Source organism: Streptomyces monticola (assembly GCF_042665355.1).
Classification (GTDB): domain Bacteria; phylum Actinomycetota; class Actinomycetes; order Streptomycetales; family Streptomycetaceae; genus Streptomyces; species Streptomyces monticola.
This window is the reverse complement of the sequence record NZ_JBHTCF010000019.1, coordinates 169540-184925: the sequence shown is the minus strand read 5'-3', so window position 1 is coordinate 184925 and position 15386 is coordinate 169540. Positions and strand designations below refer to the sequence as shown.

Sequence of the window (15386 nt, the reverse complement as noted above, 5' to 3'; positions counted from 1 at the left end):
GCGGCATCGCACATCACCGCACGGGACACCTCGCGAGCAATCGCACGTCACCGCACGGGATATCCCGCACCCCGCAGCTCCTCCTTCACCTGGCCGATCCGCAGATCGCCGAAGTGGAAGACGGAGGCCGCGAGCACCGCGTCCGCGCCGGCGGCGACGGCCGGCGGGAAGTCGGCGAGCCTGCCGGCGCCGCCGGAGGCGATGACGGGGACGGTGACGTGCTTGCGTACCGCCTCGATCATCTCGATGTCGTAGCCGTCCTTCGTGCCGTCGGCGTCCATCGAGTTCAGCAGGATCTCGCCGGCGCCCAACTCGGCCGCCCGGTGCGCCCATTCGACCGCGTCGATGCCCGCGGACTTACGGCCGCCGTGGGTGGTGACCTCGAAGGACCCCGACGGGGTACGGCGGGCGTCCACCGAGAGCACCAGGACCTGGCGGCCGAAGCGCTCGGCGATCTCCCGGATCAGTTCGGGCCGGGTGATGGCCGCGGTGTTCACGCCGACCTTGTCGGCGCCCGCGCGAAGGAGCCGGTCGACATCCTCGGCCGTGCGCACGCCGCCGCCCACGGTCAATGGGATGAAGACCTGCTCGGCGGTGCGGCGCACCACGTCGTACGTCGTCTCGCGGTTGCCCGACGAGGCGGTGATGTCCAGGAAGGTCAGCTCGTCGGCGCCCTCGGCGTCGTACACCTTGGCCATCTCGACGGGGTCGCCCGCGTCGCGCAGGTTCTGGAAGTTGACGCCCTTGACGACCCGGCCGTTGTCCACGTCCAGGCAGGGGATGACTCGGACCGCCAGGGTCACTTCAGGCTCCTCCGACTACTTCTGTCACTTCTCTGAATGCTTCTAGCTCTACTTCGACCAGGATGCGCGGGTCGACGAAGCCGGACACGATCACCAGGGTCGTGACCGGGCGTACGGAGTCGAAGAACTCCTTGTGCGCCCGGCCCACCTCGTCTATGTCGCGGGCGTGGGTCAGATACATCCGGGTGCGGATCACTGAGGCGGCGTCGAGCCCGAACTCGCCCAGTGCCTCAAGGCCGTTGGCGAAGGCAGCCCTGGCCTGCTCATAGGGGTCGCCCTCGCCGTACAGGACATCGCCACGGAAGGCCGTGGTGCCGCCGACCACGACCCGGTCGCCCGCCGCGACGGCGCGTGCGAAACCAAAGGTCTCTTCCCAGGGGCTTCCGCTCTGCACCCGCCGTACGGCATCGGACGTCATGACGCCACAGCCTCCAGGGCCTCTTCCAGGGTGAACGCCTTCGCGTACAGCGCCTTGCCGACGATCGAGCCCTCGACACCCAGCGGCACGAGCTCGGCGATGGCCCGCAGGTCGTCCAGGGACGAGACGCCACCGGAGGCGACGACCGGGCGGTCCGTGGCCGCGCAGACGTTCTTCAGGAGCTCCAGGTTGGGGCCCTGCAGGGTGCCGTCCTTGGCGATGTCGGTGACGACATAGCGGGCGCAGCCCTCGGAGTTGAGGCGCTCCAGGGTCTCGTAGAGGTCGCCGCCGTCACGGGTCCAGCCGCGGCCGCGCAGCGTCGTACCGCGGACATCGAGACCGACCGCGATCTTGTCGCCGTGCTCGGCGATGACCTTGGCGACCCAGTCCGGGGACTCCAGGGCGGCCGTGCCGAGGTTCACGCGGGTGCAGCCGGTGGCGAGGGCGGCGGCGAGCGAGGCGTCGTCGCGGATGCCGCCGGACAGCTCCACCTTGATGTCCATGGCCTTGGTCACCTCGGCGATCAGGTCACGGTTGTCGCCGGTGCCGAACGCGGCGTCGAGGTCGACCAGGTGCAGCCACTCGGCGCCGGAGCGCTGCCAGGAGAGGGCCGCCTCCAGCGGGGAGCCGTAGGAGGTCTCGGTGCCGGACTCGCCGTGCACCAGACGGACCGCCTGGCCGTCGCGGACGTCGACGGCGGGGAGGAGTTCGAGCTTCTCCGAATTGACAGCCATTACAGGGTTCCGATCCAGTTCTTCAGCAGCTGCGCGCCGGCGTCGCCGGACTTCTCGGGGTGGAACTGCGTGGCCCACAGCGCGCCGTTCTCCACGGCGGCCACGAACGGCTCGCCGTGCGTCGCCCAGGTGACGAGCGGGGCGCGCATCGCCGGGTTGGCGACTTCGAGGGTCCAGTCGTGTACGGCGTAGGAGTGCACGAAGTAGTAACGCTGGTCCGCGTCCAGGCCCTTGAAGAGCTCGGAGCCCGCCGGGGCGTCGACGGTGTTCCAGCCCATGTGCGGTACGACGTCCGCCTTGAGAGGGCCGACGGTGCCGGGCCACTCGTCCAGGCCTTCGGACTCGACGCCGTGCTCGATGCCGCGCTCGAACAGGATCTGCATGCCGACGCAGATCCCCATGACGGGCCGTCCGCCGGACAGCCTGCGGCCCACGACCCAGTCGCCGCGCGCCTCCTTCAGGCCCTTCATACAGGCGGAGAACGCGCCGACGCCCGGCACGAGGAGCCCGTCGGCGTTCAGGGCCTCGTCGAAGTCACGGGTTATCTCGACGTCGGCGCCGACCCGGGCGAGGGCGCGCTCGGCGGAGCGCACATTGCCGAAGCCGTAGTCGAAGACGACGACCTTCTTGGCGGCTGCCTTCCTGGGAGCCGCGTTCTCAGCGGCCACGGAGGTCAATTCCACACCTCCAGGCGCAGGACACCCGCGACCAGGCACATCGCGGCGCCGATGGACAGGAGCGTGATGAGGCTCTTGGACTGCTTCTGCTTGACGAAGGAGAAGACCCCGCCGAGCAGAAAGAGCCCGACGAAGATCAGCAGCGTGGAGAGGCCGTTCATGGCTACAGCGCGCCCTTCGTCGAGGGAAGGATCCCGGCGGCGCGCGGGTCCCGCTCGGAGGCGTAACGCAGCGCCCTGGCAAGGGCCTTGAACTGGCACTCGACGATGTGGTGGGCGTTACGGCCGTACGGCACGTGGATGTGCATGGCGATCTGCGCCTGGGCGACGAAGGACTCGAAGATGTGCCGGGTCATCGTCGTGTCGTACTCGCCGATCATCGGCGCCATGTTCTCCGGCTCGGTGTGCACGAGGTACGGGCGGCCGCTCAGGTCCACCGTCACCTGGGCGAGCGACTCGTCGAGCGGGACCGTGCAGTTGCCGAAGCGGTAGATGCCGACCTTGTCGCCGAGCGCCTGCTTGAAGGCGGCGCCGAGGGCCAGGGCGGTGTCCTCGATGGTGTGGTGGCTGTCGATGTGCAGATCGCCCTCGGTCTTCACCGTGAGGTCGAACAGGCCGTGCCGGCCGAGCTGGTCGAGCATGTGGTCGTAGAAGCCGACCCCGGTGGCGACATCGACCTTTCCGGTGCCGTCGAGATCGATCTCGACGACGACCGAGGTCTCCTTGGTGGTGCGCTCAACGCGTCCAATGCGGCTCATGCGCTCTGCTCCTGCTCCTTCTTCAGTTCGCGTACCGCAGCGAGGAACGCGTCGTTCTCTTCGGGGGTACCGGCGGTCACCCGCAGCCAGCCGGGCACGCCGTTGTCACGGACGAGGACGCCCCGGTCGAGGATCCGCTGCCACATGGCGTGCGCGGCACCTTCGCCCTCGAACCGTCCGAACTGCACGAAGTTCGCGTCGGACGCGGTGACTTCGTATCCCATCTCCCACAGCTCACGGACGACGCGGTCGCGCTCGTGCTTGAGCTGGGCGACATATCCGAGCAGCGTGTCGGTGTGCTCCAGGGCGGCCAGGGCGGTGGCCTGGGTGACGGCGGAGAGGTGGTACGGCAGCCGGACCAGCTGCACCGCGTCCACCACGGCCGGGTCGGCGGCCAGATAGCCGAGCCGGAGCCCGGCCGCGCCGAAGGCCTTGGACATCGTGCGCGAGACGACCAGATGCGGCCGGCCTTCGAGCAGCGAGAGCAGCGAGTCGCCGTGGCTGAACTCGATATACGCCTCGTCGAGCACCACCATGGACGGCTTCGCCGCCTGCGCCGCGTCGTACAGGGCGATGACCGTCTCGGTCGGGACGGCGGTGCCCGTGGGGTTGTTGGGCGAGGTGATGAAGACGACGTCCGGCTGGTTCTCGGCGATGGCCTTCGCGGCCGTCTCGGTGTCGATCGTGAAGTCCGCGGAGCGCGGTCCTGAGATCCAGCCGGTGCCGGTGCCGCGCGCGATCAGCCCGTGCATCGAGTACGAGGGCTCGAAGCCGATCGCGGTACGCCCCGGGCCGCCGAAGGTCTGAAGCAGCTGCTGGATGACTTCGTTGGACCCGTTGGCCGCCCACACGTTCTCGACGGCGACCGGGTACTTCGCGGTACGGGTCAGATAGCGGGCCAGCTCGGTGCGCAGCTCGACCGCGTCCCGGTCCGGGTAGCGGTTGAGATTCCTGGCCGCCTCACGGACCCGCTCGGCGATCCGCTCGACCAGCGGCTCGGGCAGCGGGTACGGGTTCTCGTTGGTGTTCAGGCGTACGGGGACGTCGAGTTGGGGCGCGCCGTAGGGGGACTTGCCGCGCAGCTCGTCGCGCACGGGCAGATCGTCGATGCGGGTCACTGTCCCGGCACCTCCCACCCGAAACGCGCCTTGATGGCGGCGCCGTGCGCCGGCAGGTCCTCGGCCTCCGCGAGCGTCACCACGTGGTGCGCGACATCGGCGAGTGCGTCCCGGGAGTAGTCCACGATGTGGATGCCGCGCAGGAACGACTGCACGGACAGACCCGAGGAGTGGCAGGCGCAGCCGCCGGTGGGCAGGACGTGGTTGGAGCCCGCGCAGTAGTCGCCGAGCGAGACCGGCGCCCACGGGCCGACGAAGATCGCGCCGGCGTTCTTGACCCGCTCCGCGACGGCGGTGGCGTCGGCGGTCTGGATCTCCAGGTGCTCGGCGCCGTATGCGTCGACCACCCGCAGGCCCTCCTCCAGGCCGTCGACCAGGACGATCGCGGACTGCTTGCCGGCCAGGGCGGGGGCGATCCGGTCGTCGACGTGCTTGGACGCGGCGACCTGCGGGGCCAGCTCCTTCTCCACGGCGTCGGCGAGCGCCGGGGAGTCCGTGACGAGCACGGCGGCCGCGAGCGGGTCGTGCTCGGCCTGGCTGATCAGGTCGGACGCGACGTGCACCGGGTCGGCGGTGTCATCGGCGAGGATCGCGATCTCGGTCGGTCCGGCCTCGGTGTCGATACCGATGCGGCCCGTGAAGTAGCGCTTGGCCGCGGCCACCCAGATATTGCCGGGTCCTGTGACCATGTTGGCGGGCGCGCAGCCGTCGGGGCCCTCGGTGCCGTACGCGAACATCGCCACGGCCTGGGCGCCGCCCGCGGCGTACACCTCGTCGATGCCGAGGAGCTTGCAGGCGGCCAGGATCGTGGGGTGCGGCAGTCCGTCGAAGTCGGCCTGCGGCGGCGAGGCGAGCGCCATGGAGGCGACTCCGGCCTCCTGCGCCGGGACCGCGTTCATGATCACGGACGAGGGGTAGACGGAGCGGCCGCCCGGTGCGTACAGACCGACGCGCTCGACCGGCACCCACTTCTCGGTGACCGTGCCGCCGGGTACGACCTGGGTGGTGTGCGGGGCGCGGCGCTGCTCGCGGTGGACCGTGCGGGCCCGCTTGATCGACTCCTCCAGGGCGGCGCGCACCTGGGGGTCGAGCTCGGCAAGAGCCCTGGTCAGCGCCTCGGCGGGGACCCGCACTCGCTCCAGGCGTACCCCGTCGAACTTCTCCGCGTAATCGATCAGCGCCGCGGAGCCCCGATGATGCACGTCCTCGCAGATGGGCCGCACCTTGTCCAGGGCGGCCGCTACGTCGAACTCGGCTCGGGGCAGCAGGTCGCGCAGGGCGGAGCCCTCGGGGAGGGCGTCGCCGCGCAGATCGATTCGGGAGATCACGGAACCAATTCTCTCAGACGGTCATCGGGCCGCGGACGCCTGTATCAATGGCTGATACACGCCCCTGCCCTCGCCCTGCCCCTCCCCGGAAGATCCTCTTCACCACTAGCGTTCACGCCGTCACTCAGCGGGCATGAACCGCTGTACGGACGCCAGGGACGCCGTGAAAACGCCAGGGACCGGCGGAAACGGGGAGGAACAGCAGTAGTGGTCGACGGGCAGAACATGGATATGCCGGACGGCCTCACCGCAGCCGAGATGGGCATGTGGCAGGCCTTCCAGAACGGCAGCCGATACAACCTGTGCAGCGGTGACCCCGAAGTGGACGATCCGCACGGCGGCCACCCCTGGGGCCCCGAGCGGAGCGTGCGGGCCCGGGTCATCTGCCTGCTGATGCTGGACGGGCCGCCGGCCCTGCCGGGGCGGGTCTCCGCGATCAAGCTGACCGGTGTGCAGATCACCGGCACCCTGGATGTCGCGGGCGGCACGGTGGAGCCGTATGTGGAGATGAAGGGCTGCCGCTTCGAGAAGGAGCTCGTCCTGCCGGAGAGCCGCTTCACCACCCTGCGCCTGGTGGACTGCTCGATTCCGCGCTTCGAGGCGGCCCGCCTCCACACCGAGGGCGATCTGCATCTGCCGCGCTGCCACGTGCACCGCGGCATCCGGCTCACCGACGCCCAGATCGGCACCGACCTGCTGCTCAACCAGGCCGTGGTGCACCGCGACCGGCGCAACCGCACGATCGTCGGCGACGGCCTCACCGTGGGCCAGGACTTCCAGGCCGAGCTGATGGAGTCGCACGGCGAGGTCAGTCTGCGCGGCGCCCAGATCGGCGTCTCCCTGAGCCTGCGCGGCAGCCGTCTGATCAACCCCTACGGCAGCAAGGCGCTCAACGCCCCGCAGATGACCGTGGAGCGCACGCTGTACATGACGCCCGCGGCCGCCTCCAACCCGCCGCTGACCGGCGGCGCGACCCCCGCGCGCGGGGTGCGGGTGCAGAAGTTCGAGAGCGAGGGCGGGATCCGTCTGGACGACGGCCGCTTCGGCGACGCGATCGACTTCGAGCAGGCCCGCTTCCAGCTGGAGAACGAGCAGGAGCTGTCGCTGCGCCGGATCCAGGTGCCCGAGCTGCGCTTCCTCGGCGAGAAGCCGCAGCGCGGCCGGGTCGTCCTGTCCGGCGCGAAGATAGTCAACCTGGTCGACAAGTCGACGAGCTGGCCCGGCCCCGGGCAGCTGCGTGTGGGCGGCTTCAGCTACGAGAACCTGGTGCCGCGCGGCAGCTTCCCGCTCACCCGCCGCCTGGAGTGGGTGCTCTCGGCGACCCCCGAGTACAGCCCGGAGCCGTACGAGAAGCTCGCCGCCGTGCTGCGCGAGAGCGGCGAGGACGCCGACGCCCGCGAAGTCCTGCTCGCCAAGCAGCGCCGCCGCCGCGAGACCCTGCCCCTGGCCGGCAAGCTCTGGGGGTACGCGCAGGACTGGACGGTGGCGTACGGCTATCGCCCGGGGCGGGCCGCGGTGTGGATGGCGGTGCTCTGGGCGCTCGGCGGGATCGCCTTCTCGCAGTACCACCCGCCCGCCCTCAAGCCCGGCGAGGGCCCCGCCTGGAACCCCTCCCTGTACGCCCTCGACCTGCTCGTCCCCGTGATCAATCTCGGTCAGGACGGCTACTGGCGGGTGGAGGGCCACTGGCAGTGGGCCGCGGCCGCGCTCGTCCTGCTCGGCTGGATCCTGGCGACGACGGTGGCGGCGGGGGCCTCGCGCATGCTGCGACGAGGGTGACGGAAGGCGGCCGGCGCGACGGGAGTGACGGAGGCGGCGGGAGCGGCGAGGCCTGCAGGGGCAACGCATGTGACGGAGGCGGCGGGAGCGGCGAGGCCTACAGGGACAACGCGTGTGACGGAGGCGGCGGGAGCGGCGAGGCCTACAGGGGCAACGCATGTGACGGAGGCGGCGGAAGGGGCGTTCGCGCCCCTCAACCCCTTGATCTTTACCCGGACTTGACCGTTCCGCAGACAACCAAACAGCCGATGCGAAAGCGTCACCACAGAGCCTCTGGACCGGCTCTCACCTGCGCCTTTCAATGGTTCACACCATGGCTCTGCTCCGTGCCCTGATCGGCACCGCCCGGATGCTCCGGCACGCCCCGCGCCTCGCCACCGCGCTCGCCGCCGACGACGCGGTGCTCCTCGACGCCCCCGACGAACAGCTCGCCCCGGCCCTGGTCGGAGCGGGCCGCGGGGAGTACGAGAGCGCCGCCAAGCTGCTCGCCACCACCCGCGAAGCCGCCGAGTGGGAGAACCGCGACCTCTACGCGCTGCGCCTGGCCACCTTCGCGCGCGGCCGCGCCGAGTGGTTCGAGCTGTGGCGCTCCGCCGCCCCGCACGACCCCGACGCCCTGCTCGTCAAGGCCGAGCTCGCCCTGCGGCACGCCTGGGAGTCACCGGCCCGCGCCGAGCTGCTCCGCGAGGTGGCCCCGCTGATCACCGCGGCCGCCGATGCCGATCCGCGCGACCCGGTGCCCTGGCGGATCGCCCTCGACCACGCCCGTGGCAGCGCCGCACCGCGCACCGTCTTCGACGAGCTGTGGGCCCAGGCGGTGCGCCGCTCCCCGCACCACTACGGCTGCCACGCGGCGGCCCTGCAGTACCTCTCGGCCGCCTGGTACGGCTCGCACCGCGAGTGCTTCGACTTCGCCGAGCACGCCGCGGCCGATGCCCTGCCCGGCTCCCTCGTGCGCGCCCTTCCGGTGCGCGCGGCCTTCGCGTATCTCCTCGACCCCGGCACCGGCGTCGTACCCGCCATGCGCCTGCACGCCGCCGCCGACGGCGCCGTGGAGCTCTCGCACGCCTACGCCGGGGGCGACCCCTACCCCGCGGAGGTCCGCAATCTCCTGACGTACGTCCTGGTGCGCCTGGAGCGCTGGGACGACGCCCTGGAGCAGCTGCGCCTGATCGGACCGCACGCGACCTCGTTCCCCTGGGACCGGATCTCCGACGATCCCCTGGGCCAGTTCCTGGAGCTGCGCGACGGCATCCGTCTCGAAGTCGCGGCCGCTACTCCGCTGCGTCGCGGCCGGAGATACCCGGGCCGCTCCGGCGGACACTGAGCGGCCATTAGGCTAGACCGTCGTGACCACCGTCCGGCTTCCGCTCTTCCCGCTGAACACCGTGCTGTTCCCGGGCCTCGTGCTGCCTCTGAACGTCTTCGAGGAGCGTTATCGCGCCATGATGCGCGACCTCGTCAAGGCGTCCCCCGACGACTCCGACGAGCCCCGGCGCTTCGCGGTGGTCGCCATCCGTGACGGCCACGAGGTCGCGCCCGTGGCCCCCGGCATGCCGGACCAGACGGCGGTGCCCGAGCGCGGCCCCGCCGCCGGCTTCGGCGACGACCCCCTCAAGGCCTTCCACAAGATCGGCTGCATCGCGGACGCCGCGACGGTACGCGAGCGCGCCGACGGCAGCTTCGAGGTGCTCGCCACCGGCACCAGCCGGGTCAGGCTGGTCTCCGTGGACACCTCGGGGGCCTATCTGACCGCCGAGCTCGAAGAGCTGCCCGAGGACCCGGGCGAGGAGGCCGGCGCCCTCGCCGAGGGTGTCCTGCGCGCCTTCCGCAACTACCAGAAGCGCCTCGCGGGCGCCCGTGAGCGCTCCCTGTCCACCGGTGCCGAGCTGCCCGACGAGCCGTCCGTGGTGTCGTATCTGGTGGCCGCGGCCGCCGTCCTCGACACCCCCACCAAGCAGCGCCTCCTGCAGGCCCCCGACACCGCTTCGCGCCTGCGCGACGAGCTGAAACTCCTTCGCGCGGAGACCGCGGTGATCCGTAATCTGCCCTCGCTGCCCGCGGTCGACCTGACCCGTGGGCCGACGAGCAGGAACTGACGGCCGACCAGCAGGAGCCGAGGGGCGATGGCGAAGAAGTCCAAGAAGCAGCAGTCCGGGGGTACGCCGGCCACGGTGGCGCTGACCGCGGCCGGTACGCCGTTCACGGTCCACCAGTACGAGCACGACCCCGCCCACCCCTCCTACGGCGAGGAGGCCGCCGAGGCGATGGGCGTCTCCCCCGACCGGGTCTTCAAGACCCTCGTCGCCGAGGTCGACGGTGCACTGACCGTCGCCGTGGTGCCGGTGGCGGGCTCCCTCGACCTCAAGGCACTCGCCGCCGCGGTGGGCGGCAAGAAGGCCACGATGGCGGACCCGGCGGCGGCGGAGCGCACCACGGGGTACGTCCGCGGCGGCATCTCCCCGCTCGGCCAGCGCAAGAAGCTGAGCACCGTCCTGGACGACTCGGCCTCGGCGCACGACACCATCTGTGTGTCCGCGGGCCGCCGCGGCCTGGAAGTCGAGCTGGCACCGGCCGACTTGGCGAAGCTGACGGACGCGGTCCTGGCCCCGGTCGGGCGCGCGTAACGCCCTGCGCGTACCCCCTCGACGTATCCCCCGTCCTCGGCTAAGTACCGAGGACATGTCGAAGAAGACGCGCAAGCGGAAGTGGCGGATCAAAAAGGGCAAGGCCAACCACGGGCGCAGGCCCGCGTAGTCACAAGCCCCGGGCACGGTCCCGCGAAGTCACAAGCCCCGGGCACGGTCCCGCGTAGTCACTGCGGCGCCCCGTCCGCCTGCTGCCACACGGGCGGGGCCGCCGGATCGAACTCGGGGTCGCGCGGCCCGAAGAGCGCCGTCAGACCGAGGTGTACGGCGAGCGCCGCGATGGGCCAGGCGATCAGCGCGCCCATGGCGGTCAGCTTCAGCGGGGCGTCGAAGGGCACCCCGGGACCCGCGGCCTTGGCCCGGGCCACCACGTCGTCGCCGGGGCCGAACAGGATGCCGAGGCGCCAGGCGACCACGGACGCGAGCAGCCCGCCGAGCATCAGCGCCACCGCCAGCGGTACCCCGCCGCGCTTGCGCACCAGGAACACCACGAGCGCGCTGACCGCGCCGAAGGCCAGGGCCAGCAGAATGAACGTGCCGTCGGCACCGATCGCCTGCTCGCCCTCGGTGTCCTTGAGGAAGACGGCCTTGCCGTCCGAGACGAGCGGCACATGCGGCGCCAGCCACCCCCACAGCAGGCCGAGCAGTGCGCCGCTGACCGCGACCGCCACCGCGATCACCGCGGCTTCCCTGAGCTCGGTCTTCATGTCGGGCCCGTCCTCCTCGAAGGCCGGAGGGGCGGCGCCCGCGTGCGGCGGGGCCGGCCACGGGTCGTTCGCTGACGGCTGGTGGGGCGGAGTATGCGGTGCGGTCACCCTGCCATCGTGCCAGGCCGCTCCGTGCGAGCCCGGGGTGGGACCGCCGATCGGGCGCCCCTGGCGGCTCAGCGGACCGCGGCCTTGCGGTACGCCCAGGTGGCGACGGCGAGCGAGGCCACCCCGACGCCCGCGCACACCGCGAGGTCCAGGGCCACCGCCGCCCAGTCGGGCCGCGCGTCGAAGGTGCGCGCGAAGGCCTCCACGCCGTAGGTCGACGGCAGCAGGTCGCGCGCGTACTGGATGAGCGAGGGCAGCCGGTCCGCCGGGAGCACTCCGAGGAGCAGCGCCGCCGACATTCCCAACTGACCGAGCAGCGTGGCCAGTTCGGGCCGTGGCGCAAGCAGTCCGAGGGCGGCGCCGAGCCCGGCGAGCGCGGCCCCGGCGAGCGGGATGACCGCGACGAGGATCCACACATGGGTCAGCGGAAGGCCGAAGAGCATGCTGCCCACCACGGCCGTGACGAGCGTCCCCGGCGCGGTGAAGGAGGCATACGCCGCGGCGGCGCCCAGGACCACGGCCGCGGGCGGCACCGGCAGGGTCGCGTAGTGGTCGAGGCCGCCCTGTGCCCGCAGCTGTCCGAAGTACTGGGCGAGCAGATTGAGCGCGACGAAGGCCACGACCAGGACCGAGGACCCGGCGACCACGGCCCGCGCCTCCGCGCCCCCGTCGACGACTCCGCGCATCAGGACCATGATCCCGACGGACTGGAAGGTGGCGACGAAGAGCAGCGGAATCCGTGCGACCCGGGCCCGCGAGAGCTGCGCCCGGTAGACGGCGGCGAGGGAGGGGAAGAGCCGCGCGGGCGGCGCGAGTTCCGCTGCCCCGCCGGGCCGCCGTTCCGCGGGCCCGGCCTTGCGGGCGCGCCCCGCTGAGGCGGGCGCCGCAGCGTCCGGCCGCAATGCGGCGTGCCCCGTGCCGTACACCGTCACACCTTCACCAAACCCTTCGTACGCCCGCCCAGCGCGAGGTACACGTCCTCCAGGCTCGGCGTGGCCAACGTGAAGTCGTCGAGCGCCGCGAAGGCCTCGCCCCCGGTGACCGCGGCGACCGCGGCCCGCGCCTCGTCCGGGGCGAGCCGCAGCGTCCAGCGCCGCCCCGTCTCGTCGGCGAACGCCCGCAGTGCCGCGACCTCGGGCACATCGAGCGGAGCCCGGTCGCGCCAGACCAGATCGAGCCTGACGTCCCCGGCGACCTGGCCCTTGAGCCCCGCGGGGGTGTCGCAGGCGATGAGCCGCCCCCGCTCGATGACGGCGACCCGGTCGAGGACGGTCTCGGCCTCGATGACGTTGTGCGTGACGAGCAGGACCGTCGTGCCCCGCTCGGCCCTGCGGCGGTCGACGGCGGCCCACACGGCCCGCCGCGCCACCGGGTCCATGCCGGTCGTGGGCTCGTCGAGGACGAGCAGCGGCCGCTCCCCCACGAGCGCGGCGGCGAAGCAGGCGAGCCTGCGCTGTCCGCCGGAGAGCTTCTTCAGGGGACGACCGGCGATCGGCGTGAGCCCCAGCTCGTCGAGTACGGCATCCCGCTCGGCCCGTGCGGACCTGATGTCGAGCCCGCGCAGGCGGCCGGTGGTCTCGGCGGCGAGCGCGACCGTCAGCTCGTCGAGGGCGGTCGACTCCTGGCCGAGGTAGGCGAGGATGCGGGCGGCCCGCTCCGGGTGGCGCACGATGTCGTGGCCGAGGATCGTGACCCCGCCCGCGTCGGGCCGCATCAGTCCGGTGAGCTGACGTACGAGAGTGGACTTGCCCGCGCCGTTGGGCCCGAGGAGGCCGAAGATCTCACCGCGCCGCACTTCGAGGCCGATGCCGTCGCTGGCGCGTACTTCGGGGGTGGCGGGCCTGCCACGGCGCCCGCGTACGGCGGGATACGTCTTGACCAGGTCACGCACCACGCACACGGCCTCGTCGCCGTATGCCCCAATTTCCGGGTGCCCCGCGCGCGTACTCACGAGGGACGAGACTACGGGACGGCCACCGCGCGCTGTCCCGCAGGGCGGAACCCGCCGCGGCGGTCACCCGCGCGCCACCCCTCGGTCAGCACGCGCCCCCGGCCCCCGGCTCACCCGGCACGGGCCCCCGCTCACCCGGCAGCATCGCCCTCCGGCTCACTCGGGGTTTGCCCCGGCTCATTCGGGATCGGTCGCGGCTCATTCGGGATCGGTCGCGGCTCACGCGGGGTCGGCCCCGGATTCCTCGGGATCGGTCGCGGCTCACGCGGGGTCGGCCGCGGCTCACTCGGGATCGGCCCCGGATCACTCGGGATCGGTCGCGGCTCACGCGGGGTCGGCCCCGGCTCATTCGGGATCGGCCGCGGCTCATTCGGGGTCGGCCCCGGATTCCTCGGGATCGGTCGCGGCTCACGCGGGGTCGGCCCCGGCTCATTCGGGGTCGGCCCCGGCTCACTCGGGATCGGTCGCGGCTCACGCGGGGTCGGCCCCGGCTCACTCGGGATCGGCCCCGGATTCCTCGGGATCGGCCCCGGATCACTCGGGAGTGGTCGCGGCTCACTCGGGATCGGCCCCGGATTACTCGGCCGGTGCCGGCGCCGCGACCTGCTCAGCGGCGGTCCGCACATCGATCTCGCGCCAGAAACCGGCTCTGATCGCATAGCGGTCGTGCTCGTCGATCTGGTCGTCCTTGTGCGCGAGCAGCCCGAACCGGGCGGCGTAGCGCAGAAGTTCACCGTCGATCCGGTGCGGGATGCGGGGGTACATGGTGGACAGCTTCTGCAGGCCCGCGGACTCCGGGAGGCGTTCCATCCAGCGGCGCGCGAAGACCTGTCCCACTTCGTACGGATCACCGCCGACCGTGGTGATGTCCTCCTCGCGGTCCGCCCAGCGCTGCTCGGCCGTGGTGAGCTGCGCGAGAGTGGGCAGGGCCGCGGCGTCCGCGGTCTCGGCGGGGGTGCCGGGCCGGTCGACCCAGCCCTTGTCGGACGACCAGCGCAGCGTCGCGTTGGTGTGCTCCTTGGCCGCCGCGGCGCCGGGGCTGCGCAGGGCCGCGAGGTCCTTGGGCGTGGGCACCCCGGCCTTGGCGGCGGGGGTGCGCTCGGGCCCGGTGTGCTCGGCGGCATCGGCGGGGGCGGCGCCGTTCTGCGCGGTCTGGGCCTCCCCTGCGGTGCGTTCGGCGGCCGCGGCGAGGGCCGACTCGGGCAGCGGCGCGGAGAGGATCGCGGCGATCTCGGGGCGCGGGGCGGGCTGCGGGGCGCAGATCCCGGTGAGTTCCTTGGCGCGTACGGCCTGGGTGATCCAGGCGCGGTCGAGGACCCGGCGCTCGTCGGCCTCGGCGACCAGGTCCTCGGACTGGTTGTAGTCGCCGTCGGCGGCCTGTACGGCCCACAGGTGGACGGCGACGCCGTGCTCCTTGGCGGACATCAGGCCGGGCAGCAGATCACCGTCACCGGTCACCAGGACCACATCGGAACAGGCGCGGTTACGGGCGAGTTCGGTGAGCTCGGCGTGCATCGCGGCGTCCACGCCCTTCTGCGCCCAGCGGCCGTCGCTGCGGGTCAGGGCACCGAGCCGGACGGTGACCCGGGGCATCACGCGCAGCCTGCGGTGCTCGGGCTGCGGCACCCGGTCGGGGGCGCCGTCGAACCAGTAGATCCGCAGCAGGGGGCGCTCGGTATCCGACTCGGCCCGTTCTCGCAGGGCCTGGATGAGCGCGGTGTGGTCGACGGTGATCCGTGACCGTGAGGGTTCTCCGGCGAGCAGACTCGCGGCGGCACCGAGCAGATAGCCGGCGTCCACCAGGACGACGCAGCGGTCCACGCTTCCACCCTCTTTCCCTGAGGCTCCCCGACATCGGGAATCGGGGGCGGGTTTGCTTCGGGTTACCTTCGAGTCTGCCCGACCGCGCGGGGGTTAACGGCCCGAACTCGATCTTCGGCGTGGCGTATCGGGAACTTCGTTCCGGCGTAGGGACAGATCGCCTCCCGACAGCGCTTATTACGCACGGTAATTCTCTGAAATGCGCGCTTTGTAGGCATATGTGAATCTGGTCCCGGCCCTGGCCCCTAGATCCCCCTCAGGAGGCAGATCACCATGGCCAAGAACAAGAATCGCAAGCAGGGCGGCGACCAGGACCGCGGTCAGCAGCAGGCTCCCGAGCGCAGCGCCGAGCCGCAGCAGACCGAGGTCCAGAACGAGGCTCCGAGCCCCTCCAACATGGCTGAGCGCAGCAAGCGGCAGAAGAAGTTCGGCCACAACTGACCGGGGCCGCACACCCCCTGGCATTTTACGAGAAGGGCGCGCCCCGAACGGGGCGCGCCCTTCTTGCAGTTACGGCACCGACCCGCAGCTACGGCA

The 15386-nt window shown here is 71.9% G+C and carries 18 protein-coding genes; 6 read left to right on the top strand and 12 right to left on the bottom strand.

From position 1 onward, the window contains the following. Positions 1–47: 47 nt before the first annotated feature. From hisF to hisD, 8 genes are read right to left on the bottom strand one after another with little or no spacing between them, the layout of a single operon-like run. A complete protein-coding gene (hisF, locus tag ACFQVC_RS33880; RefSeq protein WP_381837863.1) occupies positions 48–803 on the bottom strand; it encodes an imidazole glycerol phosphate synthase subunit HisF in 756 nt (251 codons plus the stop codon). Between the two features lies 1 nt (position 804). Next, positions 805–1221, bottom strand: a complete 417-nt coding sequence (locus ACFQVC_RS33875) for a RidA family protein (protein WP_381837861.1) — start codon at positions 1219–1221, stop codon at positions 805–807. Further along, positions 1218–1955 carry a bifunctional 1-(5-phosphoribosyl)-5-((5-phosphoribosylamino)methylideneamino)imidazole-4-carboxamide isomerase/phosphoribosylanthranilate isomerase PriA gene (gene priA, locus ACFQVC_RS33870; protein ID WP_381837859.1) on the bottom strand — a complete coding sequence of 246 codons (738 nt, stop codon included), beginning with the start codon at positions 1953–1955 and terminating at the stop codon, positions 1218–1220. Before priA ends, ACFQVC_RS33875 begins: the two co-directional genes overlap by 4 nt. Then, the gene (gene hisH, locus ACFQVC_RS33865) at positions 1955–2623 is read right to left on the bottom strand and encodes an imidazole glycerol phosphate synthase subunit HisH (protein WP_381837857.1); all 669 of its coding nucleotides are present in this window, start codon (positions 2621–2623) and stop codon (positions 1955–1957) included. Before hisH ends, priA begins: the two co-directional genes overlap by 1 nt. A gap of 5 nt (positions 2624–2628) precedes the next feature. Further along, entirely contained in the window at positions 2629–2793 is a 165-nt protein-coding gene (locus ACFQVC_RS33860; protein ID WP_381837855.1) for a hypothetical protein, read from the bottom strand. A 2-nt stretch (positions 2794–2795) separates the two neighbouring features. Next, positions 2796–3389, bottom strand: a complete 594-nt coding sequence (hisB, locus tag ACFQVC_RS33855; RefSeq protein WP_381837853.1) for an imidazoleglycerol-phosphate dehydratase HisB — start codon at positions 3387–3389, stop codon at positions 2796–2798. Beyond that, the gene (locus tag ACFQVC_RS33850) at positions 3386–4507 is read right to left on the bottom strand and encodes a histidinol-phosphate transaminase (RefSeq protein ID WP_381837851.1); all 1122 of its coding nucleotides are present in this window, start codon (positions 4505–4507) and stop codon (positions 3386–3388) included. Before ACFQVC_RS33850 ends, hisB begins: the two co-directional genes overlap by 4 nt. Beyond that, positions 4504–5835, bottom strand: coding sequence for a histidinol dehydrogenase (gene hisD, locus ACFQVC_RS33845; protein ID WP_381837849.1), 1332 nt, complete (start codon positions 5833–5835; stop codon positions 4504–4506). Before hisD ends, ACFQVC_RS33850 begins: the two co-directional genes overlap by 4 nt. Before the next feature lie 225 nt (positions 5836–6060). On the opposite strand from hisD, the gene ACFQVC_RS33840 reads away from it, so the two are divergent. From ACFQVC_RS33840 to ACFQVC_RS42605, 5 genes are all read left to right on the top strand, one after another. Beyond that, positions 6061–7614 (top strand): oxidoreductase, encoded by a 1554-nt coding sequence (locus ACFQVC_RS33840; protein WP_381837900.1) that lies wholly within the window; start codon positions 6061–6063, stop codon positions 7612–7614. A 301-nt stretch (positions 7615–7915) separates the two neighbouring features. Then, positions 7916–8941: a hypothetical protein gene (locus ACFQVC_RS33835; protein WP_381837847.1), complete on the top strand. Its 1026-nt coding sequence runs from the start codon at positions 7916–7918 to the stop codon at positions 8939–8941. Positions 8942–8963: 22 nt separating this feature from the next. Beyond that, positions 8964–9713, top strand: coding sequence for an LON peptidase substrate-binding domain-containing protein (locus ACFQVC_RS33830; RefSeq protein WP_381837845.1), 750 nt, complete (start codon positions 8964–8966; stop codon positions 9711–9713). Between the two features lie 27 nt (positions 9714–9740). Next, positions 9741–10241, top strand: a complete 501-nt coding sequence (gene ybaK / locus ACFQVC_RS33825; protein ID WP_381837843.1) for a Cys-tRNA(Pro) deacylase — start codon at positions 9741–9743, stop codon at positions 10239–10241. A gap of 55 nt (positions 10242–10296) precedes the next feature. Beyond that, on the top strand, positions 10297–10371 hold the full coding sequence (locus ACFQVC_RS42605; RefSeq protein ID WP_465270599.1) for a hypothetical protein: 75 nt from the start codon (positions 10297–10299) through the stop codon (positions 10369–10371). 58 nt (positions 10372–10429) lie between these two features. Here the strand turns inward: ACFQVC_RS42605 and ACFQVC_RS33820 are convergent, their stop codons facing one another. From ACFQVC_RS33820 to ACFQVC_RS33805, 4 genes are all read right to left on the bottom strand, one after another. Beyond that, entirely contained in the window at positions 10430–11077 is a 648-nt protein-coding gene (locus tag ACFQVC_RS33820; RefSeq protein WP_381837841.1) for an AAA family ATPase, read from the bottom strand. Positions 11078–11145: 68 nt separating this feature from the next. Then, entirely contained in the window at positions 11146–12003 is an 858-nt protein-coding gene (locus ACFQVC_RS33815; protein WP_381837839.1) for an ABC transporter permease, read from the bottom strand. A gap of 2 nt (positions 12004–12005) precedes the next feature. Then, positions 12006–12977: an ABC transporter ATP-binding protein gene (locus ACFQVC_RS33810; protein WP_381837898.1), complete on the bottom strand. Its 972-nt coding sequence runs from the start codon at positions 12975–12977 to the stop codon at positions 12006–12008. A 627-nt stretch (positions 12978–13604) separates the two neighbouring features. Next, entirely contained in the window at positions 13605–14849 is a 1245-nt protein-coding gene (locus tag ACFQVC_RS33805) for an NYN domain-containing protein (RefSeq protein ID WP_381837838.1), read from the bottom strand. Positions 14850–15122: 273 nt separating this feature from the next. Here ACFQVC_RS33805 and ACFQVC_RS33800 point away from each other — a divergent pair, with 273 nt between their 5' ends. Further along, positions 15123–15290, top strand: coding sequence for a hypothetical protein (locus tag ACFQVC_RS33800; RefSeq protein WP_381837836.1), 168 nt, complete (start codon positions 15123–15125; stop codon positions 15288–15290). Positions 15291–15386 lie beyond the last annotated feature (96 nt).